This is a genomic window from Pseudomonas sivasensis, from assembly GCF_021391435.1.
Taxonomy (GTDB): domain Bacteria; phylum Pseudomonadota; class Gammaproteobacteria; order Pseudomonadales; family Pseudomonadaceae; genus Aquipseudomonas; species Aquipseudomonas sivasensis.
In genome coordinates, this window is record NZ_CP090029.1 from 620,283 (window position 1) to 637,667 (window position 17,385).

At 59.9% G+C, this 17,385-nt stretch carries 14 protein-coding genes; 6 read left to right on the plus strand and 8 right to left on the minus strand.

Annotated features, from left to right (window positions below):
* Positions 1 to 95: 95 nt before the first annotated feature.
* The 7 genes from phaC to LRO94_RS02770 all read right to left on the minus strand — a co-directional run bounded on the left by phaC (position 96) and on the right by LRO94_RS02770 (position 9,485).
* Complete coding sequence (gene phaC / locus LRO94_RS02740) at positions 96 to 1,775, minus strand: class II poly(R)-hydroxyalkanoic acid synthase (protein WP_095186132.1); 1,680 nt, start codon at positions 1,773 to 1,775, stop codon at positions 96 to 98.
* A 249-nt stretch (positions 1,776 to 2,024) separates the two neighbouring features.
* Entirely contained in the window at positions 2,025 to 2,402 is a 378-nt protein-coding gene (locus LRO94_RS02745) for a gamma-butyrobetaine hydroxylase-like domain-containing protein (RefSeq protein WP_032890248.1), read from the minus strand.
* 149 nt (positions 2,403 to 2,551) lie between these two features.
* Positions 2,552 to 3,889: an ATP-dependent protease ATPase subunit HslU gene (gene hslU, locus LRO94_RS02750; protein WP_032890250.1), complete on the minus strand. Its 1,338-nt coding sequence runs from the start codon at positions 3,887 to 3,889 to the stop codon at positions 2,552 to 2,554.
* A gap of 37 nt (positions 3,890 to 3,926) precedes the next feature.
* The gene (gene hslV, locus LRO94_RS02755; RefSeq protein ID WP_010563201.1) at positions 3,927 to 4,457 is read right to left on the minus strand and encodes an ATP-dependent protease subunit HslV; all 531 of its coding nucleotides are present in this window, start codon (positions 4,455 to 4,457) and stop codon (positions 3,927 to 3,929) included.
* A 258-nt stretch (positions 4,458 to 4,715) separates the two neighbouring features.
* Entirely contained in the window at positions 4,716 to 5,417 is a 702-nt protein-coding gene (locus LRO94_RS02760; protein ID WP_027605014.1) for an SPOR domain-containing protein, read from the minus strand.
* 1 nt (position 5,418) lies between these two features.
* Positions 5,419 to 7,155: an arginine--tRNA ligase gene (gene argS / locus LRO94_RS02765; RefSeq protein ID WP_032890252.1), complete on the minus strand. Its 1,737-nt coding sequence runs from the start codon at positions 7,153 to 7,155 to the stop codon at positions 5,419 to 5,421.
* A 110-nt stretch (positions 7,156 to 7,265) separates the two neighbouring features.
* The gene (locus tag LRO94_RS02770; protein WP_032890254.1) at positions 7,266 to 9,485 is read right to left on the minus strand and encodes a primosomal protein N'; all 2,220 of its coding nucleotides are present in this window, start codon (positions 9,483 to 9,485) and stop codon (positions 7,266 to 7,268) included.
* A 222-nt stretch (positions 9,486 to 9,707) separates the two neighbouring features.
* Between LRO94_RS02770 and rpmE the strand changes: the two genes are divergently transcribed.
* From rpmE to LRO94_RS02785, 3 genes are all read left to right on the plus strand, one after another.
* A complete protein-coding gene (gene rpmE, locus LRO94_RS02775; protein ID WP_049710411.1) occupies positions 9,708 to 9,938 on the plus strand; it encodes a 50S ribosomal protein L31 in 231 nt (76 codons plus the stop codon).
* Positions 9,939 to 9,952: 14 nt separating this feature from the next.
* Positions 9,953 to 10,771: a thermonuclease family protein gene (locus tag LRO94_RS02780; protein ID WP_179179630.1), complete on the plus strand. Its 819-nt coding sequence runs from the start codon at positions 9,953 to 9,955 to the stop codon at positions 10,769 to 10,771.
* A 168-nt stretch (positions 10,772 to 10,939) separates the two neighbouring features.
* A complete protein-coding gene (locus LRO94_RS02785; RefSeq protein WP_032890259.1) occupies positions 10,940 to 12,208 on the plus strand; it encodes a malic enzyme-like NAD(P)-binding protein in 1,269 nt (422 codons plus the stop codon).
* Positions 12,209 to 12,419: 211 nt separating this feature from the next.
* On the opposite strand, the gene LRO94_RS02790 is transcribed toward LRO94_RS02785, so the two are convergent.
* Entirely contained in the window at positions 12,420 to 14,879 is a 2,460-nt protein-coding gene (locus LRO94_RS02790; protein WP_371854028.1) for a penicillin-binding protein 1A, read from the minus strand.
* A gap of 221 nt (positions 14,880 to 15,100) precedes the next feature.
* Between LRO94_RS02790 and pilM the strand changes: the two genes are divergently transcribed.
* From pilM to LRO94_RS02805, 3 genes are read left to right on the plus strand one after another with little or no spacing between them, the layout of a single operon-like run.
* Positions 15,101 to 15,757, plus strand: coding sequence for a type IV pilus biogenesis protein PilM (gene pilM, locus LRO94_RS02795; RefSeq protein WP_179179629.1), 657 nt, complete (start codon positions 15,101 to 15,103; stop codon positions 15,755 to 15,757).
* Positions 15,754 to 16,305, plus strand: a complete 552-nt coding sequence (locus tag LRO94_RS02800) for a PilN domain-containing protein (RefSeq protein ID WP_095186126.1) — start codon at positions 15,754 to 15,756, stop codon at positions 16,303 to 16,305. The genes pilM and LRO94_RS02800 overlap by 4 nt, the downstream gene beginning before the upstream one ends.
* Positions 16,302 to 17,273: a pilus assembly protein PilP gene (locus tag LRO94_RS02805; protein WP_179179628.1), complete on the plus strand. Its 972-nt coding sequence runs from the start codon at positions 16,302 to 16,304 to the stop codon at positions 17,271 to 17,273. Before LRO94_RS02800 ends, LRO94_RS02805 begins: the two co-directional genes overlap by 4 nt.
* Positions 17,274 to 17,385 lie beyond the last annotated feature (112 nt).

Sequence of the window (17,385 nt, forward strand, 5' to 3'; positions counted from 1 at the left end):
GGGCTTGCTCCCGATAGCATCAACGCGGTGTAGCAGGCGCTCCGTGTCGCCTGCATCGGGAGCAAGCCCCCTCCCACATTTGATCCCATTTCAATCTAACGCTCGTGTACGTAGGTTCCAGGTGCCGCTTCGGCTGCGGCGTAGGTTTTGTTGCCTAATGTCGTCGGCGCCTTCTTCAGCTTCCCGGCGCGCTCTGCCTGCCATACCTGCCAGTGCAGCCACCAGGAATCGGTGTGCTTGGTTGCGTTCTCCTGCCATTCCAGAGGCTTGCCCGCGAGGCTGTCGCTGGTCTGGTAGCGCGCCTTGGGGTTGCCCGGTGGGTTGAGAATGCTCTGGATATGCCCGCTGCTGGACAGCACAAATTCCACTTTGCCGCCAAACAACTGCGCCGACTTGTAGCAAGACTGCCAGGGTGTGATGTGATCGTTGGTGCCGGCCAGTGAATAAATATCCGCCGTGACCTGCTTGAGGTCGATGGGCGTGCCGCACACTTCCAGTGCGTTGGCGCGTACCAGCGGGTTGTTTTTGAACAGTTCGATCAGGTCGCCATGGAAGGCGGCCGGCAAACGTGTGGTGTCGTTGTTCCAGAACAGGATGTCGAACACCGGCGGCTCGTTGCCCAGCAGGTAGTTATTGACCCAGTAGTTCCAGATCAGGTCGTTGGGGCGCATCCAGGCGAATACCTTGGCCATGTCGCGGCCTTCCAGCACGCCGGCCTGGTAGGAATGGCGCTTGGCCGCTTCCAGGGTCTGCTCATCCACAAACAGCGCCACCTGGGTGTCCAGGGTGGTGTCCAGCACACTCACCAGCAAGGTCAGGGCGTTGACCTTCTTCTCACCCAGCGCCGCGTAGTGGCCGAGCAGAGCGGTGCAGGTAATGCCTCCGGAGCAGGCGCCGAGCATGTTGATGTCTTTGCTGCCGGTGATCGCCGTGACCACATCGACCGCTTCCTTGAGCGCCTCGATATAGGTCGACAGGCCCCATTCACGCTGGGCCTTGGTCGGGTTTCGCCAACTGACGATAAAGGTTTGCTGGCCGTTGCGCAGGCAGAAGCGCGCCAGGCTCTTTTCCGGGCTCAGGTCGAATACGTAGAATTTGTTGATCTGCGGCGGTACGACCAGCAGCGGGCGCTCATGCACCTGCTCGGTGATTGGCTTGTACTGGATCAGCTCCAGCACGTCGTTGCGAAACACCACCGCGCCTTCAGTGGTGCCAAGGGACTTGCCCACTTCAAAGGCGCCCATGTTGACCTGGCTCGGCATGCCGCCGTTGTGCACCATGTCCTTGGCCAAATGTGACAGGCCGTCGAGCAGGCTTTTACCGCCGGTTTCAAAGAAGCGTTTGACTGCCGCCGGGTTGGCTGCGCTGTTGGTGGGGGCCATGGCTTCGGTCATCAGGTTGATTACGAAGTGGCCGCGGCTGATGTCCTGGTCCGACAGGTTGCTGTCGCCAATCCAGTCATGCAGTTCCTTGCGCCACGCCAGGTAGGTTTGCAGGTAGCGCTTGTAGAGCGGGTTCTGGCTCCAGGCCGGGTCGTGGAAGCGACGGTCGTCGCTCTCTGGCACCAGCTCCGATTTGCCGAACATCACATTCTTCAATTCAACGCCAAAGTGGGCGACGTGCTTGACGCTGTGCAACGGTTGCTTGATGGCTTGGGTCAGCACCATCTTGGCCGAGGCCAGTAAATCCTTTTTGCGTAACGCGATGATCGGGTTGAGCCCCAGGGTGTTTTCCGAGGCCTGGCGTTTCAAGTCATCGTTGTTCTTGTTACTCATCTACGACGCTCCATTGTCCGAAAGACGAGTACCGGGTACCGCCGTGCACCAAGTTTCGATACACAACACAAGCCTGGTACTGCGACTCGGGTGACCGTTGATACCGCATCGTCAAATGCAGGGAACTTGCCAGTTCCATTGGTTACCCGAGTTTAATTTTTTTCGCAAGCGGGCCAATCGTTGACCACGCGACAGGGCATTCAAACAGATGAAATTAGAAAATGCCCTCTAATGAGCGAGAAGCCTGGACTAGAGCATCAGCCGCACGACCGACTGACTCGGGTCGCGGGTTTTGCCGGCGGCTTTTAGCTCGGCGAGATAATCGGTCCACAACGCGTCCTGACGCACGGCCAATTGATAGAGGTAGTCCCAAGTGAACAGTCCGCTGTCATGCCCATCGTCGAAGGTCAATTTCAGTGCGTACTGACCGGCCGGTTCTACTTTGATCAACTTAACGTTGAGCTTGCCGAATTGCAGTATGGGTTTGCCGTGGCCCTGGACCTCGGCGGAAGGCGAGTGGGTGCGCAGCAGTTCGGCGGGAAGTTGGTATACCTCGTCGGGCCCGTAGGTGAGGCCGAGGGTGTTTGAGGTTTTGTGCAGGTTTACAGCGGTAGGAAACTTGGCCATATGAGGTGCTCTTGAATAAACCGGCTTAAAAATGTGAGAGGGGGCTTGCCCCCGATTGCAGTGGGTCAGCTATAGATAAGCTGACTGATCCACCGCTATCGGGGGCAAGCCCCCTCCCACATTTGAAGCAAAGCAGTTCTGTGTGAGGCTTACAGAATATACCGCGACAAGTCTTCGTTCTGTGCCAATTCGCCCAAGTGGCTGTTGACGTATTCGGCGTCGATCTTGATCGCCTCGCCATTCTGCGCACCGGCCATGTCGCCGGCGCTGAAAGACACTTCCTCAAGCAAGCGCTCAAGCAACGTGTGCAGGCGACGTGCGCCGATGTTTTCGGTCTTCTCGTTGACCTGCCACGCGATCTCAGCCAAGCGCTTGATACCGTCCGGCAGGAACTCAATGCCCAGGCCTTCGGTTTTCAACAGCTCGCGATACTGCTCAGTGAGCGACGCATGCGGTTCGCTGAGGATGCGTTCGAAGTCGCCAGGGGTCAGTGCCTTCAGCTCTACGCGAATCGGCAGACGACCTTGCAACTCCGGCACCAGGTCGCTTGGCTTGCTCAGGTGGAACGCACCGGAAGCGATAAACAGGATGTGGTCGGTCTTGACCATGCCCAGCTTGGTGTTCACGGTGCAGCCTTCGATCAGCGGCAGCAGGTCGCGCTGTACGCCTTCGCGGGACACATCGACGCCGCCGGAATTGCCGCGCTTGGCCACCTTGTCGATCTCGTCGATAAACACGATGCCATGCTGCTCGACAGCTTCCAGGGCTTTGGCCTTGAGCTCTTCCTCGTTCACCAGGCGCCCGGCTTCTTCGTCGCGTACCAGCTTGAGCGCCTCTTTCACCTTGAGCTTGCGGCTTTTCTTCTTGCCCTTGCCCATGTTGGCGAACAGGTTCTGCAACTGGCTGGTCATTTCTTCCATGCCAGGCGGTGCGGAAATATCGACGCCGGAGACCTCGGCGACTTCAATCTCGATTTCCTTGTCATCCAACTGGCCTTCACGCAGGCGTTTGCGGAACAGTTGGCGGGTGTTGGAATCGGACGACGGCGCTGCGTCTTCGTTGAAACCCATGCGTGCCGGTGGCAACAGGGCATCGAGGATGCGTTCTTCGGCGGCGTCTTCGGCGCGGTGGCTGACCTTGGTCACTTCCTGTTCGCGCAGCATCTTCAGGGCGGCGTCGGCCAGATCACGGATGATCGACTCGACGTCACGGCCCACATAGCCGACTTCGGTGAACTTGGTCGCTTCGACCTTGATGAACGGGGCATTGGCCAACTTGGCCAGGCGCCGGGCGATTTCGGTTTTACCGACACCGGTCGGGCCGATCATCAGGATGTTCTTCGGTGTTACTTCAACGCGTAATTCTTCGGGCAGTTGCATCCGGCGCCAGCGGTTACGCAGCGCGATGGCAACGGCGCGCTTGGCATCGTCCTGGCCGATGATATGGCGGTTGAGTTCATGGACGATTTCGCGGGGAGTCATGGACATAGTTTTTGGCGGCCTCAAGCGGGAATAAGCCTACGGCTTACTCGGCGAGGTCCTGCTCCTCAATGGTGAAGTTGTGGTTGGTGAACACGCAAATGTCGCCGGCGATACCCAGGGCGGTTTCGACGATTTCGCGGGCCGACAGGTCGGTTTTCTTCAACAGTGCGCTCGCCGCGGCCTGGGCGTAACCGCCACCGGAGCCCATGGCGATCAAGCCGTGCTCGGGTTCAACCACATCGCCGTTGCCGGTGATGATCAGCGAAGCGTCTTTGTTTGCTACAGCCAGCATGGCTTCCAGGCGGCTGAGGGAGCGGTCGGTGCGCCATTCTTTAGCGAGCTCCACAGCGGCGCGCACAAGGTGGCCCTGATGTTTCTCAAGCTGGCCTTCGAAACGCTCGAAGAGGGTAAAAGCGTCGGCGGTAGCGCCAGCAAAGCCGGCGAGCACCTGGCCGTGGTACAGGCGACGGACTTTCTTCGCGTTGCCTTTCATCACGGTATTACCCAGGGAAACCTGTCCGTCGCCGCCCATGACGACTTTGCCGTGGCGACGTACTGAAACGATGGTGGTCAAGGGGAGAGTCTCCACGCAGCGGGGCGAAAATGCCCTGATGGAAACTCATATGGGGGTGGCGGGGGGGATTTCAACCGTAGGGGTTTATGGCGGACGAGTGGTGTTTATCGGTCTGACACACATTTCAGAGCGCTGCAAAACCAAATGTGGGAGGGGGCTTGCCCCCGATGGCGGAGTGTCAGTCAATGAATCTGGTGACTGATACACCGCCATCGGGGGCAAGCCCCCTCCCACATTAATGCTGTTGTGTCTTCGAAATCAGCGGCTCTGGCGTTGTTGTAACAACAGGTTGCTAAACCCTGCGCCGGCCAATTGTTTCTGTGCCACGGTCAGCTGTTCGCGGTTGCTGAACGGCCCCACCAGGACGCGATACCAGGTCGCGTCCTTTACAGTGCCCGACTCCACCGTCACCGTCTGGCCCAGCAGAATAATCTGCGCACGCACACGATCCGCATCCGCCTGTTTCGGGAACGAGCCCGCTTGCAGGAAGAACTTGGTCACAGGTGCGGCTTTGGTCTCCGCAACCGGTGGTGCGGGCGGCGGAGTAATCCCGGCCAGTGCTGCCTGGGCCCGCGCAGTGTCGATTTTCGCGGCTTCCGCTGGGGTCACCGGGGTGGTCGGCACTTGCGGCGTCGGCAGGGTTTTCTCCGGCACGGCGTCAGGCGGCACGATCACTTCCGATTCCGGCAGCAGCGTATAGAAGTCGTACTTCGGCTTTACCGGTGCCGTTGGGCTCGGTGCAGTCTTGTTAGCTTCAGCCATTTTCGTGGCTTTCTGCTGTTCCTGTTTGACCCGTTTGACGTCATCGCCCTGGCCTGGGTCCAGCTTCATCAGGAACACGATAAACGCGCCAACCGTGAGGCCGATGGCCATCCACAACCAGCCCGGAATCGGCTTCTTCGCCGGGGCCTGGTAGCGGCTGGCGCCGCGCTTGGGTGCAGGTTTTTTCTTGGCAGCCAACTTACATACGCTCCAGAGTTTCCAGGCCCAACAGTTCCAGGCCTTGCTTGAGGGTCCGTCCAGCCAGTGCGGCGAGGCGCAGGCGGCTTTGCTTCTGGGCTTCGTCGTCGGCGGTGAGGATCGGGCAGTTCTCGTAGAAGCTGGAGAACAATCCGGCGACTTCATACAGGTAGGTGCAGAGGATATGCGGCGTGCCTTTCTCGCCGACGCTGTTCAGCACTTCGCCGAATTGCGCCAGTTTGGCGGCCAGTTCCTGTTCATGAGGCGCGTCCAGCACGATCTGGCCTTCGACTTCGCTGAAGTCCTTGCCCAGCTTGCGGAACACACCGGCCACGCGGGTGTAGGCGTACAGCAGGTACGGCGCGGTGTTGCCTTCGAAGTTGAGCATCAGTTCGAAGTTGAAGCTGTAGTCGCTGGTGCGGTGCTTGGACAGGTCGGCGTATTTCACCGCGCCAATCCCCACTACGCGGGCGATGTTGCGCAGGTCGGCTTCGGCCAGCTCCGGGTTCTTTTCCTTCACCAGGTTGTAGGCACGCTCTTGGGCTTCGTTCAGCAGGTCGATCAGCTTCACGGTGCCGCCGTCGCGGGTCTTGAACGGACGGCCATCGGCGCCGTTCATGGTGCCGAAGCCCATGTGTTCCATGTGCATCGGGTGGGTGATGAAGCCCGCACGGCGCGCCACTTCGAACACCTGCTGGAAGTGCAGGGCTTGGCGCTGGTCGACGAAATACAGCGCGCGATCCGCCTTGAGCACGCCACTACGGTAGCGCACGGCGGCCAGGTCGGTGGTGGCGTAGAGGTAGCCACCATCGGCCTTGACGATGATCACCGGCAGCGGTTCGCCGTCGGCGGTCTTGAATTCTTCGAGGAACACGCACTGCGCGCCGTTGCTCTCGACCAGCAGGCCCTTGGCCTTGAGGTCGTTGACCACGTTGATCAGGTCGTCGTTGTAGGCGCTTTCACCCATCACGTCGGCCATGGTCAACTTGACGTTGAGCAGCTCGTAGATTTCCTGGCAGTGGGACAGCGAGATATCACGGAAGCGGCCCCACAGATCCAGGCATTCCTTGTCGCCGGCCTGCAGTTTCACCACCAGGCCACGGGCCCGGTCGGCGAACTCTTCGGATTCATCGAAACGCTTTTTGGCGGCGCGGTAGAAGTTCTCCAGGTCCGACAGCTCGTTGCTGGTGATCGGGTTTTCCTGCAGATAAGCCATCAGCATGCCGAACTGGGTGCCCCAGTCGCCCACGTGGTTCTGGCGGATCACGGTGTCGCCCAGAAACTCCAGCACCCGCGCCACGCCATCGCCAATGATGGTCGAGCGCAGGTGGCCGACGTGCATCTCTTTGGCGAGGTTAGGTGCCGACAGGTCAATGGCCACGCGCTGAGCCGGGCCGGCCTTACGTACGCCGATCTTGGCATCGGCGAGGGCTGCATCCAGGCGCGAAGCCAGGGCCTGGGTGTTTTGGAAGAAGTTGATAAAGCCAGGGCCGGCGATTTCGGCCTTGGTCACACTCTCATCAGCCGGCAGCGCGGCGATGATTTTTTCCGCCAGGTCGCGCGGCTTCATGCCAGCCGGCTTGGACAGCATCATCGCGATGTTGCTGGCGAAGTCGCCGTGGGTCTTGTCTCGGGTGTTTTCCACCTGGATCGCCGGCGTCAGGCCTTCAGGCAACACACCTTCGTTGACGAGTTGGGTGAGGGCTTGTTGGATCAGCTGGCGAATGGTGTCTTTCATGGTGTTCTCTTTCGACCGCAAGCGGCGGCGCGCGATGCGCAGGTGGAAAAACTGGGCATTATCCGTGGCGAGGGCGGGCTTGCCAACCTTCGTGGGACCTGTGGCCTGGGTTAATACAAATCTACCGGGTCTACATCCAACGACCATCGCACTTGTCGGCCGCTGGGCATTTGCTCCAGGGCAAGCAGCCAGCTACTTAATAGTCGATGCAGCGGTGCGCGTGAGGTTGCCTGCAAGAGTAGCTGAGCGCGATAGCGTCCGGCGCGGCGCTCCATGGGCGCGGGCACCGGGCCGAGCAGTTCGATGCCGGTCAGGCTCAGTTCGCTCAGTAAACCTTCGGCGACGCTGCATGCTTCATCAAGAAAACCTTCGGCCTGGCCGGGCTTGTGCGCTTCTGCTCGCAGCAATGCCAGGTGCGCAAACGGCGGCAGGCCGGCGGAACGGCGCTCGCTCAGTGCTTGTTCGGCGAAGGCAAAATAGCCTTGTTCGGTCAGTTGGATCAGCAAAGGGTGGTCAGCGAGGTGCGTCTGAATAATCACCTTGCCCGGTTCCTCCGCGCGCCCGGCACGACCCGCGACCTGCACGATCAACTGCGCCATGCGCTCGCTGGCGCGGAAGTCCCCGGAGAACAAACCACCGTCGGCATCCAGGATCGACACCAGTGTCACCCGTGGAAAGTGGTGCCCTTTGGCGAGCATCTGCGTGCCCACCAAGATGCAAGGCTGGCCTTTCTGAATAGTGGCGAACAGCTGATTCATCGCGTCTTTGCGCGACGTGCTATCGCGGTCGACTCGCAGTACCGGGTAATCCGGAAACAGAATGCCCAAGCGCTCTTCGGCACGTTCGGTGCCCGCGCCCACCGGACGCAGGTCCACCTTGCCGCACTGCGGGCAATGGCGAGGCACACGTTCCACATGGCCGCAGTGGTGGCAGCGCAGCTCGCCGTGGCGTTGGTGCACGGTCATGCGCGCATCGCAGCGCTCGCACTCAGACATCCAGCCGCAGTCATGGCACAGCAGTGTCGGCGCAAAGCCGCGGCGGTTGAGAAAGACCAATACTTGCTGTCCAGCGGCAAGGGTCTGGCCGATGGCTTGCTGCATCGGCCCGGAAATGCCGCTGTCCAGCGGACGGCTTTTGACGTCCAGGCGCATGAAGCGAGGCTGCTTGGCGCCGCCAGCGCGCTCATTCAAGCGTAGGAGCCCATAACGGCCGGTGTAGGCGTTGTGCAGGCTTTCCAGGGATGGGGTAGCCGAACCGAGCACAATCGGAATGTCTTCCTGGCGCGCGCGCACCAGTGCGAGGTCGCGGGCGTGGTAACGCAGGCCTTCCTGCTGTTTATAGGAGCCGTCGTGCTCCTCGTCGATGATGATCAGGCCGGGGTTTTTCATCGGCGTAAACAGCGCCGAACGGGTGCCGATAATAATGTCAGCTTCGCCATCTCGCGCGGCCAGCCACGACTCGAGACGTTCACGGTCGTTGACCGCCGAGTGCACCAGTGCGATGCGAGCGTTGAAGCGCTGTTCGAAACGCGCCAGGGTTTGCGGGCCGAGGTTGATCTCAGGGATCAACACCAGTGCCTGCTTGCCGGCCTGCAGGGTTTCGCGGATCAACTGCAAATAGACTTCGGTCTTGCCGCTGCCGGTGACGCCGGCCAGCAGGAACGCATGGAAACTGTCGAAACCTGCGCGAATCGCTTCATACGCCGCGCGTTGCTCGGGGTTCAGCGGTAATTCCGGCTGGGCCAGCCAATGTTCGTGGCGCGGGTCGGGGGCGTGCTTGCGGATTTCCACCTGCACCAGGCCTTTGGCTAGCAGCAGGTCGAGGCTGTCCTTGCTCAGCATCAGCTTGCTCAATAGCTGATGCGCTACGCCGTGTGGATGCTGGGCCAGGGTTGCCAGGGCTTCACGCTGGCGCGGGGCACGGGCGATGCGCGGGTCATCGAGACGGGCACCGGGCACCGTCGACCAGAAACGCTCCTGGCGTGCTTCGGCCAACTCGCCCTGACGCAACAGCACCGGCAGCGCCCAGCTCAAGGTGTCGCCCAGGCTGTGCTGGTAATACTGGGCGGTCCATAGGCACAGCTTGAATAGCGCGGGCGGCAATGGTGCGGTGGCGTCCAGGATGGCCAGGGCCGGTTTGAGCTTTTCGGCCGGGACTTCGCTGTGATCGGCGACTTCTATCAGAACGCCGATCATTTCCCGTCGGCCAAAAGGTACGCGCACGCGCATGCCTGGCTGCAATTGCGCTCGCAGCACGCCGGCCGGGGCCCGGTAGTCGAACAGGCGGCGCAGGGGCGAGGGCAGGGCTAGGCGCAAAATGGCGTCGGGCACGCGGGGTTCCATATAAGGAGGGTGATGATGAAGGGCGGGAGCCTAGCAGACAGGGCAAGGCTTGGGTATGCCATGGTTTTCTGATGAAAGGAGCTTTTATGTTGGGAATCGGCCGCAAGGGCCGCTTGCGCGTTTAAAAAGGTCTGGTAGAATCCGCGGCCTAATTACGTGCGGTATTCGACAATAGTGTCGAGTGGCGGCACGCTAGCCCGAGGAAGTGCCATGAAAGCCGATATCCATCCAGCGTACGAAACCATCGAAGTAACCTGCAGCTGCGGCAACAAGTTCGAAACTCGCTCGAACCTGTGCAAGCCACTGGGTACTGACGTATGCAACGAGTGCCACCCGTTCTACACCGGTAAGCAGAAGACTCTGGACACCGGCGGCCGCGTACAGCGCTTCGCAGATCGCTTTGGTGCTTTCGGCAAGAAGCCTGCTACTCCAGCAGAGTAAGGCTCAAAGGCCTTATGGGCTTTTGCCAGCTGTTGAAAAAGGCGTCCCTTGCGGGCGCCTTTTTTGTGCCTGGGATTTGGCTGTCGGCTGTTCAGGCCGAGGTGTTTTGCCCTGCACCGACGTCCGTGTCCCAGGTCGAGGTGCAGCGTGTGGTTGATGGCGATACCGTACGTCTCAAGGATGGCCGCAGCGTGCGGATGATCGGCCTTAATGCGCCGGAGACCGGCAAAAAGGGCCGAACCGATGAGCCCTATTCTGTCGCTGCTCGCCAGCGTTTGCAGGCGTTGGTGGCGGCCAGCGGCGGTCGCGTCGGCCTGGTGCCGGGGCGCGAGCCTAAAGATCATTACGGTCGTACCCTGGCCCACCTTTACGGTGGCAATGGCGAGAACCTGGAGGCGCAATTGCTGGCTGAGGGTCTTGGATTCCAGGTGGGCGTCGCGCCCAATGTGGATCTCGTCGCCTGCCAGCAAGCTGCTGAAAACCGCGCCCGTCAGGCAAGTCTGGGCCTCTGGCGGCAATCGCCAATACAGCCAGTGGCGCAGCTCAAGCAATCCGGCTTTGCCTTGGTCAGCGGCCGCGTAAGCAAGATCGAACGCAATCGAGGTGGCATCTGGATAGAATTGGAGCGTTCACTGGTATTACGCATTGCACCCGATCTGGCCCACACATTCGATGTCGGTCTGCTTAATGGTCTGCAAGGCAAGGTAGTCGAGGCTCGGGGTTGGGTGCAGGATCGCTCCAAGCGCGGCGGCCTGAAACACGATCATGCGCGTTGGCTGTTGCCGCTGACCGACTCCAGCATGATCAAATTGACGTTTAATAAAAAATTGTAGACATTTTTTATGTCGATTGTGAACAGTCTAGCCCTTGTATACCGTGGCTTTAGACTAAAGTACGTCGTTTCGGGGCCTTGACACCTGTGACTGCCCAGTCTTGTAGGGGCTTTACGACACGAGTATCCTCGGCGGTCCGTCGACCAACAGTAAAAGCGGAATGCCGATATGTCTGATTTGAAAACTGCCGCTCTCGAATATCATGCCCATCCTCGTCCAGGAAAGCTGAGTGTAGAGCTCACCAAAGCCACTGCCACTGCCCGCGATCTGTCGTTGGCCTACAGCCCCGGCGTGGCTGAGCCCGTACGTGAAATCGCTCGTGATCCCGAGCTGGCGTACAAGTACACAGGCAAGGGCAACCTGGTTGCAGTGATTTCCGATGGCACCGCGATTCTTGGCCTGGGCAACCTCGGCCCATTGGCTTCCAAGCCAGTCATGGAAGGTAAAGGCGTGCTGTTCAAGCGTTTCGCCGGCATCGACGTTTTCGACATCGAAGTCGATTCCGAGAGCCCGCAGGCCTTCATCGACACCGTCAAGCGTATCTCCATCACCTTCGGTGGCATCAACCTGGAAGACATCAAGGCACCTGAGTGCTTCGAGATCGAAAAGGCCCTGATCGAACAGTGCGACATTCCGGTATTCCACGATGACCAGCACGGTACCGCGATCGTTACCGCGGCCGGCATGATCAACGCCCTGGAAATCGCTGGTAAAACCCTGTCTGACGCCAAAATCGTCTGCCTGGGCGCCGGTGCTGCGGCCATCTCCTGCATGAAGCTGATCGTGAGCATGGGCGCCAAGCTCGAAAACATCTACATGGTCGACAGCAAGGGCGTGATCCAGTCCGAGCGTACCGATCTGAACCAGTACAAGGCGATGTTTGCCCACCCGTCCTCCAAGCGCACCCTGGCTGACGCCCTTGACGGTGCAGACGTGTTCGTCGGCCTGTCCGGCCCGAACCTGCTGAGCGCCGAAGGTCTGAAGTCCATGGCGGCCAACCCGATCGTATTCGCCTGCTCCAACCCGGACCCAGAGATCTCGCCGGAACTGGCTCACGCCACTCGTAACGACGTGATCATGGCCACCGGTCGTTCGGACTACCCGAACCAGGTCAACAACGTTCTGGGTTTCCCGTTCATCTTCCGTGGTGCCCTGGACGTTCGCGCCAAGCGCATTAACGAAGAGATGAAAGTAGCTGCCGCCAATGCCCTGCGTGAACTGGCCAAGCTGCCGGTGCCTCAGGACGTGTGCGATGCCTACGGTGGTGCCAAGCTGGAATTCGGTCGTGAGTACATCATTCCGAAACCAATGGATAAGCGCCTGATCACCCTGATCTCCGATGCCGTGGCCAAAGCCGCCATCGAGACCGGTGTGGCCACCCTGCCGTATCCGAAGAACTACCCGCTGCAAAGCGTGGATGATGTGTTCAACGGCTAAGCCGTTGTAGCGCACCAACAAAAAGCCCCGGCTCTCGCGAGTCGGGGCTTTTTGCTGTGTGGCTATAAAAACCACGGCCTGCGCAGAACCAAAGGTGGGAGGGGGCTTGCTCCCGATGGCGGAGTGTCAGCCACATGATGAGTTGGCTGCTCCACTGGTATCGGGGGCAAGCGCCCTCCCACATTGAATCTGTGTTCAAACACAGACTCCGTTAGAACAGGTCGATCGGCGCCGCCTCATCTGCCGGCAGCGGGCTGCCCGGTGCAACGCCGTTACCCAGTTCATTGACCGACGGCGGCGTGTCTTCGCTCTTGAACAGTTCGAAGTACGCATTCGGCGTGCTTGGCGATGCCGCACGGCCACTCACCGGGTCGATTCGCAGGCTAAGGATGCCTTCCGGCTCCGGCTGGGTATGCAGCGGCTTGTCTTTCAAGGCTGCGCCCATGTAGCTCATCCAGATCGGCAGTGCGACGGTGCCACCGAACTCTCGACGACCGAGGCTTTCGGGCTGGTCATAGCCGGTCCACACGGTAGTCACGTAGTCGGCGTTATAGCCGGAGAACCAGGCGTCCTTGGATTCGTTGGTGGTACCGGTCTTGCCCGCGATGTCCGCACGGCCCAAGGCCAGTGCGCGGCGTCCGGTGCCTTTCTTGATCACGTCTTCGAGGATGCTGTTGAGGATATACGTCGTGCGGCCATCCACGATGCGCTCGGCCACGGCAGGTGCCTGTGGTTCGGTTGCAGCGGTGTTTACGGCTGGCGAGGCGCCTGGTGTCGGCTCGATGGTAATACCGCCGTTGCTCGGCGCTGCCAATCCGTCAGTGGCCGCCACGCCGTTGACCACATCACCCGGCACGCGCGGTGGGTTGGCGGTGAACAGGGTGTCGCCATTGCGGCTTTCGATCTTGTCGATCAGGTACGGCGCGATTTTGTAGCCGCCGTTGGCAAACGTGCTCCAGCCGGTGGCAATTTCCATCGGCGTGAGGGTTGCCGTGCCGAGCGCCAGGGACAGGTTAGGAGGCAGGTCTGACTTGCTGAAGCCAAAACGCGTCATGTAATCGATGGTCTTGCCGACGCCCATCGCCTGCAGCAAGCGGATCGACACCAGGTTGCGCGACTTGTACAACGCCTCGCGGATACGGATAGGGCCAAGGAACGTGTTGGTGTCGTTTTTCGGGCGCCAGACCTTGTCCAGGTACTCGTCGACAAACACGATTGGTGCATCGTTGACCAGGCTGGCGGCGGTGTAGCCGTTATCCAGTGCGGCACTATAGATAAACGGCTTGAAGCTTGAGCCCGGCTGGCGCTTGGCCTGGGTGGCACGGTTGTAGTTACTCTGCTCAAAGGCGAAGCCACCCACCAGGGCGCGGATTGCACCGTTCTGCGGGTCCAACGAGACCAGCGCACCTTGGGCCAGCGGTACTTGGCTGAATTTAAGACTGTCGTCTTTCTGGCGTAGCACGCGGATCAGGTCGCCCACTTGCGCGACGTCTGACGGCTGCTTGGGCATCGGGCCCATGCTGTTGGTGTTCAGGAACGGGCGTGCCCACTTCATGCTGTCCCAGGCTACGTGGGCTTCGCCGGTGCGCGTCAGTACCTGCAGGCCATCTTTCTTCACCTGGGTGACGATGGCCGGCTCCAGCCCGCTGATCGCGCGCTGTTTACCCAGCTCGGTCGTCCAGGCGCTCAGGGTTTTGCCCGGCAAGCGCGATTCAGGGCCTCGGTAGCCGTGGCGCTGGTCGTAAGTGATCAGGCCGGAATGCACTGCATCATTGGCGATGTCCTGCAAGTTGCTCGGAACCGTCGTCGTCACGCGGAAGCCTTCAGTGTAGGCCTCGCTGCCATAACGGCCGACCATCTCCGCACGTGCCATTTCAGCGATATAAGGTGCGTTCACTTCCGGCGTCGGTACGTGATAGCTGGCGTTCAGTGGTTCGGCTATCGCGCTTTCATAAGCGGCTTGGTCGATCTTGCCCAGTTTGTACATGCGCCCAAGGATCCAGTCGCGGCGCTCTTTACTGCGCGCCGGGTTGGCCAGTGGGTTGAAGCGCGAAGGCGCCTTTGGAAGGCCGGCAATCATCGCCATCTGCGCCAGGCTGGCGTCGCGAATGGACTTGCCGTAGTACACCTGGGACGCGGCTTCGATGCCGTAGGCGCGGTTGCCCAAGTAGATCTTGTTAACGTAAAGCTCAAGGATCTCGTCCTTGGTCAGCTGACGCTCGATCTGCAATGCCAGCAGGATCTCGGTGGCTTTACGCGAAAAGCTGCGTTCGCTTGTGAGGAAGAAGTTCTTCGCCACCTGCATGGTGATGGTGCTGCCGCCGGATTGAATGTGTCCGCTTTTTACCAATTGTGTGGCGGCGCGAACCAGGCTGCTGGGGTCGACGCCATAGTGGTTGGCAAAATTATCATCTTCGGCTGACAGCAGGGCGCTGATGAAATTGGGCGGAATGTCGGCAAAACGGATCGGTGTGCGGCGCATTTCGCCGAACTCCGCGATCAGTTTTTCATCGCTGCTGTAGACCCGCAAAGGAATCTGCAACTGGATACTTCTGAGTGCCTCTACGGAGGGTAAACCCGGACTAAGGTAGAGGTAGGCCCCGCTGAGTACGAGCAGTAGCCCGCAGACGATCGCGACAATGGAGTACCCGAAAAACTTCAGCAGACGAATCAAGGCTTTTGGATTTCCAGAGAAAAGAATGAGTTAGGCGTCGGGGCATGCATGGCAAACGATGGATCGACCCGGGCAGCAGAGAAAAAGCGGGAAAAAACGCTGGGCATTAAAGCATTTTTCGGGTTGGGGCGTCATTCGCGCCACTTCAACATACCGACCGAATGCGCGGCGCCCAGCCGCAATCAGGCGTTATGACAGGGAAAGTTTTGGGGAGTTTTATGGAAAAGGGATTTTTCAGGCGAAAAGACGACACCGTCCTGGGCGTCGACATCAATGAAGCGGGGATCAAACTGGTTGAAATCAGTCGTTCAGCCAGCGGTTACACCGTGCAAAGCTACGCCACACAGGCGCTGTCTGCCCATTCGGTAGTCGATGGCACCCTGCTGGACCTGGAAGCTATTGGGCAGGCGCTTTACATCGCACTGTCTCGGCTTGGCACGTCGGCCAAGCGTGCGGCTGTTGCCGTTGCGGGGCCTTCGGTGATTACTCGGGTAATTGAAATGCCTGCAGGGCTGAGTGATGACGAAATGGCCTGGAGGATTCAGATGGAAGCAGATCAATACATTCCTTATCCGCTGGATGAAGTGGCACTGGATTTTCAGGTTCAGGGCATTTCGGCGCAGGGGGCAGCGCGGGTCGAGGTATTGCTGGCAGCCTGTCTCAAGGAGCACGTCGAGGCCCGTGAAGCCGTTTTGGCGCTGGCTGGGTTGGCGACCAGTGTCGTGGACATCGAAGAGTTTGCATTGGCGCACGCTTGCAGTCAGGATTTCGCCAGCTTCACACTTGGCCATCGAGTTGATGGTACACAGTGGGTCGTCGATGCCCCTGGGATGGGAGTCGCTTGCGGGTTGGCCCTGAGGAGTTTCGCTGGATGACACGAATCAATTTTTTGCCTTGGCGCCAGGCGCTGGCGGAACGGCGGCGTAAATATTTCTTGATGCTGCTGGCGGCGTTTGCCTGCGTGGCGCTTGCGGCGGTGTGGCTGGCGGATCAGGTGATCGACCAGGCGATCGACCGGCAGGTGACGCGCAATAATCATGCGAGCAAGGACGTCGCCGTGCTGGACTCGCGTATCAAGACCATTGATGACCTTCAGGTGCAAAGCCAGCAACTGGCGGAACGCATGAAGGTCGTACAAGACTTGCACGATAATCGCTCCGCCGGCGCACAACTGCTCGATCAGTTGGCCCGTGCGGTCCCTGATGGCGTGCATTTGCATGAGGTCGTCGCCAAAGGCGATACGGTGAGTATCAGTGGCAGCGCTGAATCCAGCCAGGACATTGCCCAGTTGATGCGCCGCCTGGAAGCCTCCGAAGGTGCACACTCTACGCGCCTGCAACATGTGCGAGCCGACGGCGCTCGCGGCACCAACGAATTCCAGTTGATGGTACGCCAGGGAGAATCCTCCGAGGCCCAGCCATGAGCCTGCCCAGGCTCGAATTTTCCGCGCTGACTCACAACGCTGCAAAATGGCCCTTACCTGGCAAAGTCCTGCTGGGCTGTGCGCTGGCCGGCATAGTGCTGGTGGTGGGTGACCTTCTATACCTGAGCTCATCACGGGAGCGATTGCGACAGGTCGAGGTTCAAGGTGTTGCCCTGCAGCAGCAACGCGCGGAAAAAACTGACGTGGCCGCGGATCTTGAAGACCAGGCTCGCCAGTTCCAACTGATGCAGGAAAAGGTCAGCGGGCTTCTTCAGCAATTGCCTGGTGAGTCCGAGGTGCCCGGCTTGCTGGAGGACATCGCTCGGTTAGCACTGGCTAATGGGTTGGTGATAGAGAGCGTCACGCCGTTGGATGAGCTGTCTCGGCCACTCTATAACGAACAGCCTGTCCAGGTCGGCGTCACCGGCGCCTATCACGACCTGGCGACGTTTCTGAGTGCCCTAGGTGGCCTCTCGCGCATCGCTACGGTGCATGACGTTGCTCTCCGAAGTGATGGCAAGCTACTGCGGCTTGATCTGCTGGCCAAGAGCTATTGGCGTAGCCAGAAAGGCGTTAAACGGGGCGCGCCAGCCCTGCAAGAACAACCCTTTGTCTACGACGCCTCCGGTCTACGTGATCCGTTCCAGCTCCTTGCCTTGCACGTCGATCACTCGCGTGGACGGGCGGCTGTTGCCCCAGACCTGGCTCGTTCGCGTGGAGCCTTGGAAGGTCTCTCTGTGGATCAGTTCGACATGGTCGGCACGTTGTCCCGCGGGGCGCAGACTTTCGTCCTGCTGCGCCAGGCCTCTACGGTGCATCGCCTGGCGGTCGGCGATTACCTCGGGCCGGATCATGGTCGAATCACAGCGATTCATGACGGCCATATCGAACTGGTCGAGTTGTTTCCCGATGAACAGGGCGCATGGCTGGAGCGCCCGCGAACCCTCGTATTAAACCTCCACTCATAACGGAATCAAACAATGAAAAGGACTTTCTCGTCCTTCGGTGTGGCGCTATGGATAGCGTTCACGGCACCGATGGCTGTTGCTGTGCCCAATCGTGTGGATCTTATCCAGCTAC